This is a genomic window from Streptomyces sp. LZ34 (assembly GCF_053890475.1).
In genome coordinates, this window is the sequence record NZ_CM132680.1 from 8,159,336 (window position 1) to 8,172,126 (window position 12,791).

Annotated in this window: 10 protein-coding genes and 1 pseudogene; 3 read left to right on the top strand and 8 right to left on the bottom strand. The window is 70.1% G+C overall.

What is annotated here, in order from left to right; genetic code table 11:
• Positions 1 to 25 precede the first annotated feature (25 nt).
• Positions 26 to 1,318 (top strand): sensor histidine kinase, encoded by a 1,293-nt coding sequence (locus ACWY4P_RS34380; protein WP_456204438.1) that lies wholly within the window; start codon positions 26 to 28, stop codon positions 1,316 to 1,318.
• Positions 1,311 to 1,952, top strand: coding sequence for a response regulator (locus ACWY4P_RS34385; RefSeq protein ID WP_456204439.1), 642 nt, complete (start codon positions 1,311 to 1,313; stop codon positions 1,950 to 1,952). The genes ACWY4P_RS34380 and ACWY4P_RS34385 overlap by 8 nt, the downstream gene beginning before the upstream one ends.
• Before the next feature lie 22 nt (positions 1,953 to 1,974).
• Here ACWY4P_RS34385 and ACWY4P_RS34390 read toward each other — a convergent pair whose 3' ends face one another.
• The 4 genes from ACWY4P_RS34390 to ACWY4P_RS34405 form a co-directional block, all read right to left on the bottom strand.
• The gene (locus ACWY4P_RS34390) at positions 1,975 to 3,381 is read right to left on the bottom strand and encodes a GH1 family beta-glucosidase (RefSeq protein ID WP_456204440.1); all 1,407 of its coding nucleotides are present in this window, start codon (positions 3,379 to 3,381) and stop codon (positions 1,975 to 1,977) included.
• Between the two features lie 87 nt (positions 3,382 to 3,468).
• Positions 3,469 to 4,386, bottom strand: coding sequence for a carbohydrate ABC transporter permease (locus tag ACWY4P_RS34395; protein WP_456204441.1), 918 nt, complete (start codon positions 4,384 to 4,386; stop codon positions 3,469 to 3,471).
• Positions 4,387 to 4,404: 18 nt separating this feature from the next.
• Complete coding sequence (locus ACWY4P_RS34400) at positions 4,405 to 5,430, bottom strand: carbohydrate ABC transporter permease (protein ID WP_456204442.1); 1,026 nt, start codon at positions 5,428 to 5,430, stop codon at positions 4,405 to 4,407.
• Between the two features lie 7 nt (positions 5,431 to 5,437).
• Positions 5,438 to 6,775 (bottom strand): ABC transporter substrate-binding protein, encoded by a 1,338-nt coding sequence (locus ACWY4P_RS34405; RefSeq protein ID WP_456204443.1) that lies wholly within the window; start codon positions 6,773 to 6,775, stop codon positions 5,438 to 5,440.
• A gap of 280 nt (positions 6,776 to 7,055) precedes the next feature.
• Here ACWY4P_RS34405 and ACWY4P_RS34410 point away from each other — a divergent pair, with 280 nt between their 5' ends.
• Entirely contained in the window at positions 7,056 to 8,102 is a 1,047-nt protein-coding gene (locus ACWY4P_RS34410) for a LacI family DNA-binding transcriptional regulator (RefSeq protein WP_456204444.1), read from the top strand.
• Positions 8,103 to 8,905: 803 nt separating this feature from the next.
• Here ACWY4P_RS34410 and ACWY4P_RS34415 read toward each other — a convergent pair.
• The 4 genes and pseudogenes from ACWY4P_RS34415 to ACWY4P_RS34430 all read right to left on the bottom strand — a co-directional run bounded on the left by ACWY4P_RS34415 (position 8,906) and on the right by ACWY4P_RS34430 (position 12,471).
• Positions 8,906 to 9,223 carry a hypothetical protein gene (locus tag ACWY4P_RS34415; RefSeq protein WP_456204445.1) on the bottom strand — a complete coding sequence of 106 codons (318 nt, stop codon included), beginning with the start codon at positions 9,221 to 9,223 and terminating at the stop codon, positions 8,906 to 8,908.
• 88 nt (positions 9,224 to 9,311) lie between these two features.
• Positions 9,312 to 9,764, bottom strand: a pseudogene (locus ACWY4P_RS34420) (hydroxymethylbilane synthase); the annotation flags it as partial.
• A gap of 167 nt (positions 9,765 to 9,931) precedes the next feature.
• The gene (locus tag ACWY4P_RS34425; protein ID WP_456204446.1) at positions 9,932 to 11,332 is read right to left on the bottom strand and encodes a glycoside hydrolase family 6 protein; all 1,401 of its coding nucleotides are present in this window, start codon (positions 11,330 to 11,332) and stop codon (positions 9,932 to 9,934) included.
• Positions 11,329 to 12,471 carry a glycoside hydrolase family 5 protein gene (locus tag ACWY4P_RS34430; protein WP_456204447.1) on the bottom strand — a complete coding sequence of 381 codons (1,143 nt, stop codon included), beginning with the start codon at positions 12,469 to 12,471 and terminating at the stop codon, positions 11,329 to 11,331. Before ACWY4P_RS34430 ends, ACWY4P_RS34425 begins: the two co-directional genes overlap by 4 nt.
• Between the last annotated feature and the right edge of the window lie 320 nt (positions 12,472 to 12,791).

Below are 12,791 nucleotides of genomic sequence, written 5' to 3' on the forward strand. Positions count from 1 at the left end.
GTGGCGGGGCTGGGAGACTGCCCGTATGGCGAGCGAGGGCGAGGACGGCGGCCGGGAGGCGGGTGCCGGCCGCTTCGGCGCGAGGACGGTCGAGGAGCGGTGGGACCGTTTCTTCCGCTGGGGTCCGTGCGCCCTGCTCGGCCTCGCCGTCCTCCTCTCGGCCATCACCATGGACGAGCTGATGAGCCCCGGCCGACGGCACGTGGCCTCGGTGCTGGTCCCGGCTGTGCTCGCTCTCCAGGTGTGGTGGGGCAGGGCCATGCCGGGTCTTGCCGAGTACTCCACGACGGGCCGGGTCTACTACGCCGCACGGACAGTGCTCGCCTCCGTTCTCACCTGGCTGAACCCCTTCTTCTGCGTCTACGCGGTGATCGGCTACTTCGACGCGGAGCGGCTGCTGCCGCGCCCCGTGGCGCGCGTGGGGCTCCTGGTCACCGCCGTGATCATGGCGGGCGCGGAGGCCGGCGGGCTGCCGCCGGCCTCGGCCGTGGTCTGGGCCGTCTTCGGCGCGCTCCTCGCGCTCAACGGGTCGCTCGTCCTCCTCTTCGGCCACCTGTCCGCGCAGGAGGCCGAGAACGCCCGGGTGAAGGCCGCCACCATCGCCGAGCTGGAACGCACCAACACCCGCCTCGAGGCGGCCCTGGCGGAGAACGCCGGGCTGCACGCCCAACTCCTGGTCCAGGCCCGCGAGGCGGGCGTGGACGAGGAGCGCCGCCGGCTCGCCGCCGAGATCCACGACACCATCGCCCAGGGCCTGGCCGGGATCGTCACCCAGCTGCAGGCGGCCGCCGACACCACTTCCCCGGCGACCACCCGCGGCCATGTCGAGCGTGCCGCGGCGCTGGCCCGGCGGAGCCTGGGGGAGGCCCGCCGCTCGGTCCAGAACCTCGGACCGGCCGCCCTGGAACACGACACGCTCCCCGAGGCGCTGCGGCGGATGGCCGGGGAGTGGGCGGCAGCGACCGGCGTACGGGCCGAGTTCACCGTCACCGGCACCGTCGAGCCGCTGCACGACGAGGTGTCCGCCGCCGTGGTCCGGATCGCCCAGGAGGCGCTCACCAACGCCGGGCGGCACGCCCGGGCCACGCGCGTCGGCGTCACCCTCTCCTACATGGGCGACGAGGTGACCCTGGACGTCCGCGACGACGGCCGTGGCTTCGACCCGCTCGCGCTGCCGCCGCGCGAGCGCACCCGAGGCTTCGGCCTCGGCGGGATGCGCGCCCGCGCCGAGCGGATCGCCGGGGTCGTGGACATCGAGTCGGATCCCGGGCGGGGCACCGCCGTCTCCGCCCGCGTACCGTTGGTGCGCCATGGCTGAGCACACCGACCGGAAGATCACCCTGCTGATCGTGGACGATCACCCCGTCGTACGGGACGGGCTGCGCGGCATGTTCGCCTCCTCGCCCGGGTTCGAGGTGCTCGGCGAGGCGTCCGACGGGGTCGAGGGCGTCCGATTGGCTGTCCGGCTCGACCCGGACGTGGTCCTGATGGACCTGCGGATGCCGGGCGGCGGCGGGGTCGACGCGATCGCCGAGCTGGCCCGGCTCGGCGCGCGCTGCGCGGTGCTCGTGCTGACGACGTACGACACCGACTCCGACACCCTCCCGGCCATCGAGGCGGGCGCGACCGGCTATCTGCTCAAGGACGCGCCGCGCGACGAGCTCTTCGCCGCCGTACGGGCCGCCGCCGAGGGCCGGACGGTGCTCTCGCCGGCCGTCGCCTCCCGCCTGGTCTCCCGGGTCCGGGCGCCGGTCAACGACCAGCTCAGCGGCCGCGAGCGCGAGGTGCTGCGGCTGGTCGCCAAGGGCACCTCGAACCGCGGGATCGCCGCCGTGCTGTTCATCAGCGAGGCCACCGTCAAGACCCACCTCACCCACATCTACGGCAAGCTGGGCGTCAAGGACAGGGCCGCGGCCGTCGCCGTGGGGTACGACCGCGGCATCCTGGGCTGAGCGGCGAGAAGCCCGCGAAACCCTACGCGTCCGCTACTTCACCCGTACGGGCCACCTGCCCGTACCAGCGGGCGCTGGACTTGGGCACGCGGGCCATGGTCGCGTAGTCGACGTAGACCGCGCCGAACCGCTTGCTGTAGCCGTACGCCCACTCGAAGTTGTCCATCAGCGACCACAGGAAGTAGCCGCGCAGATCGGCGCCGTCCGCGATGGCGCGGTGGGCGGCGGCGAGGTGGGCGCGCAGATAGTCGATGCGCTCCGGGTCGTGGACCGCGCCGTCCGCGTCCGGCTTGTCGTCGTAGGCGGCGCCGTTCTCGGTGATGTACAGCGGCACGCCCGGCGCCTCGCGGGTGTAGCGCATCAGCAGCTCGTGCAGTCCGGTCGGGTCGACCGTCCAGCCCATCTCGGTGCGCTCGCCCGGCGACTGGTGGAACGCCACCCGCTCCGAGCCGGGCCAGGGGGAGTGCTCGCTGGCGCCGTGGCCGTCGTGGCGGGCCGTGCGCTTGCCGTCGTCGGCGGGGGCCGACACCAGGGAGGGCGTGTAGTAGTTGATGCCCAGCGCGTCGAGGGGGTGCTTGATGACGGCGAGGTCGCCGTCGCGTACGAAGGACCAGTCGGTGATGGCCGCGGTGTCCGCGATCAGGTCGCTCGGGTAGGCGCCGCGCAGCAGCGGGCCGGAGAAGACCCGGTTGGCGAGCGCGTCGATGCGCCGCTGGGCGTCCAGGTCCTGGGGCTGCTGGGTGAGCGGCCTGACCACCGCCGGGTTGAGGCTGATGGCGATCTGGGCGCGGGCGGGCAGCGCGGCGCGGAGCGCCTGGGCGCCGAGGCCATGGGCGAGGTTGAGGTGGTGGGCGGCGCGCAGCGGGGCGAGCCGCTCGGTGCGGCCCGGGGCGTGCACCCCGGAGCCATAGCCGAGGAACGCGCTGCACCACGGCTCGTTGAGGGTGATCCAGAACTCGACGCGGTCGCCGAGCGCCTCGGCCACGATCCCGGCGTACTCGGCGAACCGCTCGGCGGTCTCGCGTTCGGGCCAGCCGCCGGTGTTCTCCAGCTCCTGGGGCAGGTCCCAGTGGTAGAGGGTCAGCGCCGGCTGGATCCCGGCCTCCAGCAGCTCGTCGACCAGCGAGCGGTAGAAGTCGAGCCCGCGCTGCACGGCGGGCCCGCGGCCGGTGGGCTGGACGCGGGACCAGGAGACCGAGAAGCGGTACGCGCCCATGCCCAGCTCGGACATCAGGCGGACGTCGTCGCGGAAGCGGTGGTAGTGGTCGATGGCGAGGTCGCCGGTGTCGCCGCCGAGTGTCTTGCCTGGCGTATGGCTGAAGGTGTCCCAGATGGACGGGGTGCGGCCGTCCTCCTGTGCGGCGCCTTCGACCTGATAGGAGGCGGCGGCCGAGCCCCACAGGAAGCCGGGGGGGAAGGTCAGACTCATGGAAGCGCTCCCATTCGATGTTGTGGTGCGGGGCGGAAGGGAGGGAGGGAGGGAGGAGGAGGGGATTGGAGCCGGGGTCCTGGCCGGTCAGCCCTTGACCGCGCCCTGCATGATGCCTCCGACGATCTGCTTGCCGAAGAGCACGAAGGCGATCAGCAGCGGCAGGGTGCCGAGCAGCGCCCCCGCCATGATCAGCGACTGGTCGATGGTGTAGCCACGGCCGAGCCCCGTCAGGGCCACCTGCACGGTCGGGTTGCCGTTCTGGGTGAGGGCGATGATGGGCCAGAAGAAGTCGTTCCACGCCTGGACGAAGGTGAGCATACCCAGGACGGCCATGGCCGGACGCGCCACCGGGAAGACGATGTGCCAGATGATCCGCAGGCTGCTGGCGCCGTCCACGCGCGCGGCCTCGATCAGCTCGCTGGGCAGCGCCTGGGTCAGGTACTGCCGCATGAAGAACACCCCGAAGGCGCTGACCAGCGTGGGCAGGATGACGGCCTGCAACTGGTCGGTCCACTCCAGCTTGGCGATGGCCATGTACAGCGGTACCACGCTCAGCTGGGGCGGCACCATCATCGTCCCGATGGTCAGCATCAACAGCAGGTTCTTGAACCGGAAGCGCAGCTTGGCGAAGGCGAAGCCGGCGATCGTCGAGAACAGCACGGTGCCGGCCGCGATGCTCCCCGCCACCATGGTGGTGTTGAGCAGCGCGGAGCCCATGTTGGCGTCGTTCCACGCCGTGTCCAGGTTTTTGAAGAGGTTGCCGCCGAACCAGAAGGGCGGTGGCGTCTCGGCGAGCCGGGTGTTGGTGCGGGAGGCGGCGATGGCCGTCCACACCAGGGGGAAGAGCGAGCCGATGGTGAACAGGATCAGCACGGCATAGGTGATCTTGCCGCCGTGCAGATGCCGGCCGGCGCCCTTGGCCCCCTTGGCCGCCTTGCCGCCCGGGCTCTCGTCGCCCTCGGTGGCCTTGGCGGCCCTACCGGAAGAGATAACAGCGCTCATGGTTCTCCCTCGGGCAACTCACTGGCTCTTGCGCAGCCGGCGGGCCACGATCGCGTTGATGGCGGCGATCAGCAGCAGGATCAGGAACATCGTCCAGGCGATCGCGGAGGCCCGGCCGAGGTGGAGGTTCACCCAGCCCTGCTCGTACAGGTACAGGCCGAGCGTCTGGTACTGGTGGTCGGGGCCCCCGGAGGCCCCGGCGGCGCCGTTGAACAGCAGCGGCTCGCCGAAGAGCTGGGTGGCCCCGATCGTCGAGACCACGACCGTGAAGAGGATCGTGGGCCGCAGCGAGGGGATGGTGACGTTGATGAACTGCTGCCAGCGCGAGGCGCCGTCCAGCGCCGCCGACTCGTACAGGTCGTTCGGCACGGCCTGCATGGCGGCCAGGTAGATCAGCGCGTTGTAGCCGGTCCACCGCCAGATGACGATGCTGGACACCGCGAGCTGCGAGGTCCAGGTGCCGTTCTGCCAGTCGATGTTGTCGATCCCGACGAGCCCCAGCGCCCAGTTGATCATGCCGTAGTCGCGCCCGAAGAGCAGCACGAACACCAGCGTCGCGGCGGCCACCGAGGTGGCGTACGGGGTGAGGATCGCCACCCGGAAGAACATCGAGCCGCGCAGCTTGTAGTTCAGCAGATGCGCGAGGCCGAGGGCCATCAGCAGCTGCGGAACGGTCGAGATCAGCCCGATGGTGAAGGTGTTCTGCAGCGCGTTCCAGAAGAACTCGTCGTCCCACAGGCGGGAGTAGTTGTGCCACCCCGCCCACTCCATATGGGTGGGGTCGGTGAGCTCCACCCGGTGCAGCGAGGCCCAGCCCGTGTAGAGCAGCGGGAAGAGCCCGAAGGCCGCGAAGAAGAGGAAGAAGGGGGCGACGAAGGCGTACGGGGAGTACTTGATGTCCCAGCGGTAGCGGCGGCTGCGCCGGGCGCGCCGCCGCTCCTCGCCGGGGTCGGGGGCCTTGGCGGCCGCGGCGCGCGGGGCCGCGCCCCCCTGCCCTGTGGGGGGCGCGGCCGTACCAGCAGTGAAGCCGGAAGAGGGTGTCATCCCGGAATCACTGGTCCAGTGCGTTGTCGATCGTCTTGGTCGCGGCCTTCCAGGCGTCCTTGGGGGACTTCCCCTGCTGGTCGACCTGGAGCAGCCCGATGTCGGTGATGTTCTGCCCGATGATCTGGTCCTTCGGGCCGAGGATCTGCGTCGGGATGCCCTTCGCGGCCTCGGCGAAGATCTTGCCGGTGGGCGCGTTGCCGAAGTACGGGTGCTTGGCGTCGCCCACCTGGGGCAGGCTGTACGCGGCCTGGGCGCTCGGCCAGCTGGCCTGCTTCTCGAAGACCTTGGCCTGCTGCTCGGGCGCGGTCAGCCAGACGGCGAGCTTCATCGCCTCTTCCTGGTGCTTGGACGCCTTCGGCACACCGATGAAGGACCCGCCCCAGTTGCCGGGCTTGGGCGCCGCGGCCACGTCCCACTTGTCCTTGGCCTTGTCGCCGGCCTTCTCCTTGATGTGGCCGAGCATCCACGGCGGGCAGGAGACGGTGGCGAACTTGCCGTTCGAGTACGCCTGGTCCCAGGACTTCTGGAACTGCTGGAGCTTGGCGGTCAGCTTCTCCTCGGACGCGGTGGTCGCGAGGTCCCACGCCTCCTTCACGGAGGGGCTGTCCTTGTAGATGACCTTGCCGCTCTCGTCGTAGTAACGCTTCGCGTTGCTGGAGATCACGGCGTTGTAGACGCCGCCGGCGGAGTCCACGAAGGTGGTGTCGCCCGGCGCCTTCTTCATGTACTTCTTGCCGGTCTCGATGTACTTGTTCCAGTCGCCCGCCCACAGCTTGGCGACCTTGTCGCGCTCGGTGGGCAGCCCGGCCTGCTCGAAGAGGTCCTTGCGGTAGCAGATGGCCATCGGGCCGATGTCGGTGCCCAGGCCGATCGTCTGGCCGTCCTTGGTGGTGCCCTGGGCCCACTTCCAGGAGAGCCAGTTGTCCTTCTTGACCCCGGGCGCCTTCGAGAGGTCGACGAACTTGCCGGCCTGGGTGGTGGTGATCTCGTTGATATTGGCGATCTCGATGGCCTGGATGTCGGCCAGACCGCTGCCGGCGCCCAGGTGGGTCAGCAGCTGCGGATAGTAGTTCTCGTTCCGCTCGATCGACGTTTCCTCGATGTTGATATCGGGGTGGAGCTTCATGTACTCGTCATAAAGCCCGGCCTGCTTGTAGCCGAAGACACCGAAGGTGCCGATCGTGATGGTCGTTCCGCCCTTGTTTCCGCCCTTGCCGCCGCCGGACGAGCTGCTCGAGTCGTCGCCGTCGTCGGCGCAGCCCGCGAGTAACCCGGCGCCCAGCGCCGCCACGGCCGCGAGGGTCACCGCTCGCCGTCGGTACGCACCAGAACTTCTGAACATTCGCGTCCTCCTTGACGCCCTGACGTACCGGTCCCGGCCAAAAGGTGGCACTGCGTGGGGGTTTGTTGTGCATCGGCGCGGGCGGGCAACGTGCGGGTTATGTATGGCTCAGGTACTGTGGGAGCGCTCCCAGGTTGATGTGTTGAAGGGTTGCGGCTCCCCGCTGGGGTGTCAAGGGAGCGTGCGGAAACTTTTCGGTCCCACTCCTGCTGTTGAATGTCCCAACAGCTCCCCACGCGGGGTGGTTCTGCTCGGTGTACCGGACGGCTGGAGGCGCGAAATGGCAGGAACCCGACGGCGCGGGGTGGGGCGGGCAAGGCCCACACTCGAAGAGGTCGCGGCCCGCGCGGGGGTTGGCCGCGGCACCGTGTCCCGGGTGATCAACGGCTCGCCGAGGGTCAGCGACCGCACGCGCACGGCGGTCGAGCAGGCGGTCGCGGAGCTGGGGTACGTGCCCAACCGGGTGGCCCGGGCGCTGGCCGCCAACCGCGCCGACGCGGTCGCGCTGGTGATCCCCGAAGCCGAGACCCGGGTCTTCGCCGAGCCCTACTTCTCGGACATCATCCGCGGCGTGGGCGCCGAGCTCGCCGAGACCGATCTCCAGCTGCTGCTGACCCTGATCCGCACCCCCAAGGAGCGCCAGCGCTTCGCCGAGTACCTCTCGGCACACCGCGTCGACGGTGTGCTGCTGGTGTCGGTGCACGCGGACGACCCGCTGCCGGACCTGCTGGAGCGGATAGAGATGCCCGCGGTGCTCAGCGGCCGCCGCTCCGCGCACGAGTCGGTGCCGTACGTCGACTCGGACAACGCGGGCGGCGCTCGCTCCGCGGTCGAGCACCTCATCGGGCGCGGCCGCTCCACCGTCGCCACGATCACCGGGCCGCTGGACATGTACGTGGCGCAGTGCCGCCTCGACGGCTATCGCGCGGCGATCCAGGCGGCGGGCCAGGAGGTGGACCCGGAGCTGATCGCGGCCGCCGACTTCACCGAGGAGGGCGGCCGCCGGGCGATGCGCGAGCTGCTGGAGCGCCGCCCCGGCCTGGACGCCGTCTTCGCGGCCTCCGACGTGATGGCCGCGGGCGCCCGCCAGGTGCTGCGCGAGCGGGGCCGCCGGGTGCCGGACGACGTGGCGCTCGTCGGCTTCGAGGACTCGGCCGTCGCCCGCCACATGGACCCGCCGCTGACCAGCGTCCGGCAGACCACGGAGGAGATGGGGCGGGCCATGGTCCGGGTGCTGCTGGAGGAGATCGAGGCCCAGGGCGAGCGCACGTCGAAGCGGCCGCAGCTGGTGCTGCCGACCGAGCTGGTGCGGCGGGGGTCGTCGTAGGTGACGTGGCCGACCACATCTGCGGTGGCGGCAATTCGATGGTGGTCCTCGGCCGGGCTGAACAGCAAGGCCGGACCGCTCGGGTCCTTGGAGTCGCAAACGCCGACCTAAGCTCCTGTGGTTCGAACTCACCTCGCGCCGCGATGCGTTCGACATCGCGGCTTCAGCGCTGCGCTGTGCTTCGCGGGTGGGTGCGCTCCGCTGCGCTGCGCGTTGGCTGCGCTTCACTCCGCCTGTGCGCCTTCTCGCGGCATTCGGCTCACGCGGGTGCGGCTTTGCTGCCGCGCGGTGGCGAGCCGGTCAGTCGGCTCTCCCCCCACCCCCTCTTAAAAAAATGCTTGCTCTGCATCAAGCACTTTTTTGAGAGGGGTGGGGGGAGGGGCCCAAACCGGACCGGCGTCCACCGCTCCGGGCGACCCTCCGCCGTTCCGCCGCCCGCCAGCCGGTGACGGCCCCTTGGGTTGGACGGCGACGATACCTCCGGTGCCCCCTCGCCTTCCCGCTGCTGGCGGCTTTGCGCCGAAGGCGCGAGACGATGCCCGCTGTCGGCGACCGGACCATGCCGTTCAACGGCGACGGCCTGTTCGTCGCGCTCCCGTGCCCCTGGACGAGCGCACCGCTGGTCCCTTCGCTCATGCATCGCGCGGCAGCAGTTGCGGTGGAGCGCAGCGGAGCCTGTTCTGAGCTCAGCTGTCCGCCGGGCCGAGGAATCTCGACACCGGGCCTGCCGTCCCCCTTCCCCTTGAAGCGGGCGGGCGCTGACCGGGTCATCACTTACGGCGCCCTGGAAATCGCCCGCGAGCTCAGGGCTTCCTGATCTCGGCCAAAATGCCCGACGCACCCTGAGTGAGGAGATCGGCGGCAACGCAGGAGCCGAGCTTCTCCGGACTGTCCACCGGCCCACTGCCGACCGCAGTGACCTGTGTGGCTCCGTCCAGGGAGGTCACGGCGGCGTTCAGATGCAGCAGACCGTCGGGCCCGATCCTTCCCCACGCCCCGACCGGAACGGAGCAGCCTCCGTGAAGCTCGGCCAGCAAGGCGCGTTCGGCGCGGACGCATGCGTCGACCTGCGGGTCTCCGGTTCCGGCCAGGAGCCGGGCGGCCAGGGAGCCGGTGCGCACCTGAATGCCGAGCGCGCCCTGTCCGGGAGACGGGGGGGCAGACGGCGGGGTCGAGACTCTGGTGAACCTCGGGCATCAGACCGAGCCGGTTCAACCCCGCAGCTGCCAGCACGACCGCGTCGAGGGGGCCCTTGGTGGTGCGAGCCAGCCGTCCGGGCACGTTGCCACGAATGGGGACGACCTCCAGGTCCTGGCGCAGCGCGAGGAGTTGAGCGACGCGACGCGGGGCTCCCGTCCCCACCCGGGCGCCCTGGGGAAGGTCGTCGAGGGTGGCTCCGCACAGCACATCTCGAACGTCCTCGCGGGGTCCGGGGGTCGTCGACAGGGTCGTGCCTTCGTAGACCGTCGTGGGCAGGTCCTTGAGTGAGTGCACGATCACGTCGACACTACCGGTGACCAGGGCCTCTTCCTGGTTGGTGGAGAACGCGGACCCGCGAGCGGTCTTCGCCACTCCGGCGAGGGTGGGCGTGACGCGGTCCTGATCGCCGCTTTCGAGGACGATCTCCCGCTTGAAGCGGACACCGGGAAACCCTCGCCGCAGGCTTCGACAGCCGCCTTCTCAAGCCCTGACCTTCCGCCGCCGGGCGGGCTGTGCGCGACAGACGATGTCGTACGCCGACGGGGCCGGCGGAGCGCGCGAGCGCGTCCACCGGCCTCGTCGTGTGCGGGTGCCTGGTGCGGTCTAGCGGTTGCCGCCCGTGCGGGTCGTCACAGCGCGGGGTAGGCGTTCTTCAGCAGCTCCTGGAACTGGGCCGAGAACCAGTGGCCCGACAAGGGCGAGTTCGGCAGCGAGCCCGGCTTGTTGTTGCCGTTGCGCGGGTTGCCCTCGTACGTCGGGTCGCACATCCGGTCGAAGCCCTTGCCCTCGTTGTTCGGGATGGCGGAGCTGGAGCCGTCGGACTCGCCCGGGGGCTTCATCCACACATACGCGTCGATCCCGGCCGCGGGTGCCGCCTTGGGCCGCTCGCCGAGCCCGGCGCCGGACTGGTTGCACCAGTTGCCGATGTGGATCCGGCGGTCATAGCGCCCGCCGTTGACGAAGGTGTCCACGTCCGTCCTGGCACCGGGGGCGCTCGGGCGGGCCGTGCCGCCCCAGCCGTTGCGGGAGGTGTCGATCAGCGCGCCGATGTTGGACGGGAAGCCGACGCCCACCAGCTGCTGGCGGAAGGCCTGGGCGAAGGACAGCTCGTCGACGTAGCGGTTCCAGTCCACCCACTTCGACTCGCGCACGGACTTGCCGTTGATGTTGTCGTTGATGGTGTAGTTATTCTCTTTCAGCGCGCTGTAGTTGGCCGTGTTGACGATGATCCCGGCCACCTTGTCGACCGTGCTGCCCTCGGCCGTCGCGGCCTCCTTGAGGACCTGGGCGGTGGCGTTGAAGTTGTCGTCCCAGCCGATCCAGCCGTGGTGGCCGGCGTCTATGTAGTTGTAGACGTTGCCGATGGCGCCCAGCTTGTTCAGGGCGTAGCCGACGCCCTTCACATAGTTGCCGTTGTTCTTCATGGTGTCGCACTGCGGGGTCGCGGTGGGACGGCCGTTGGTGTTGGTGACCAGGTTGGGCAGCGAGTCGATCTCGATCGTGGTGACGATCCGCAGGTTGGAGTTGGCGTACTTCGACTCCGAGAGGATCGCCGCGATCGGGTCGATGAACTGCGTCTTGTACTTGTCGATGTCGTTCGGGCCGAGCTCGCCGTTGGACGCCAGCGCGGCGCAGTCGCGGCCGGGCAGGTCGTAGACGACTAACTGGACGACCGTGGGGCTGCCGCCCGACTGGGACAGCGCCGTGTCCAGGTGGGCGCGCAGGCCGCGGGCGCCGGTGGTGCCGTTGATGGCGGCGATGCGGTCCAGCCAGACGCCGGTCGGCTGGTTGGAGATCTTGCTGCCGCCGGGCTCGGCGGCGGCCTTGGCGGACCAGTCCGGGTTCACGTACACCTTGGCGCCCGCGTACGGGTTGTCCACCTTGGCGGCGGCCGCTCTGGCGCCGTCCACCTGGGCGGCGGCGGTGCCGCTCAAGGAGGAGACGGTCAGTGCGGTGGCGGCGAGCAGTGCGGAGCCGGCCAGTGCGGCGGCCCTGCGGTGGCGGGTGGGGGGTGAGGTAGTGCGGCTCATGACAATCCCTTCAGGTGATCACGGAGGCCCACGCCGAAGCCGGTCGGCGTGCCGTTGAAATCGCTGATCAAGGACGGGCCGGAGGAGCAGTCCCAGGTGTTCCAGGTCCAGCCCAGATACGAGGCGCCCTTGGCGTCGAGCCAGGCCATGACCCGGTCGATATAGCCGTGTGAGCAGGTGTTCTCACCGATCTCACCCGCCACGAAGGGCACCTTGCCGATGACCGGGGCCAGTTGCCCGTTCCAGCAGCTCTCGTTGGAGCAGGTGTTGAAGTTGTAGGTGTGCCAGGCGGCGGCGAGGTTGCCCGCCGGGTCGCTCGGCTTGTACGTCAGCCATTGGCGCATGTCGTTGGAGTAGGCGACTCCCGGGATCAGGACGAGATTCTTGGCGCCGGCGCCCCGTACCGCGTCCAGCAGGTCCTGCATCCCGGCGACCTCGAAGTCGATGCCGGGGCACTTCCCGCCGTCGCGCCAGCAGGTCCACGCCGCCGTCGGGTCGGAGGTGGCGCGGTCCGGGAACGGCTCGTTGAACAGGTCGAACACCACGGCCTGGTCGCCCTTGAAGGTCTGGGCGACCGAGCTCCAGAAGGCCGGGGTGTACTGCGCGTTCGGCATCGGCTTCTGGCAGGTGGCGTACTCGGTGTCGGGGCAGTGGTTGTCGCCGCCCGTGTACTTGCCGTGGGTCCAGTGCAGCTCGACGATCGGGGTGATGCCATGGGCTTCGAGCCGGGCCACGAGGCCCTTGACCGCCGAGATGTAGTTGGCGCCCCGGTAGGCGGCGTTGATGTGCGAAAGGCCGAGCCAGCACTCCTCGTTGAGCGGGATGCGGACGGCGTTCACCTTCCAGTCCGCGATGGCCTTGACGGACGCGTCGTCGACCGGGCCGTCGAAGATGCCGCGTCCCTGTACGCACATGAACTCAGCCCCGGAGCGGTTGACGCCGAGCAGCCTGCGGGTGGCCCCGTTCTCGTCGACCAGCTTGTTGCCGGAAGCGTGCAGCTTCGGCGGTGCGGCGGCGGTCGTGGTGGTCGTGGTGGCCGTGGTGGCCGCCCCCGACGCATGGGCGACGGGGAGCAGAGCGGCCGCGAGGGTCAGTGCCGCGGTGGCCGCCAAGGCATAAAGACGCGGTGGTGCTCGCATGGAGCGACTCCTCGATGTCCACGCGCCTCCCGGGGTGGACCGGAGGTGGCGCTGACTGCTGGAACCGCTCCCACTGGTTGGAGTGACCGTAACGCCTGTGCGGCACATGTCAACAGAGGCGTTCACAGAATTATCGGTCGAACACGTTCGACAGGCGCATCTTGTTCAAAGCCTTGACACCTCTTCGGACCCGCCCGAACCTTGGGAGCGCTCCCACTGGTTCGCACCGCCCCCCACCCGCACGGACCCGCGAGGAGGACCTCCCCGATGCGCCTACAGCGAGGCTCGCCGTTATCCGGGGCACGACCCAACATCGGTCG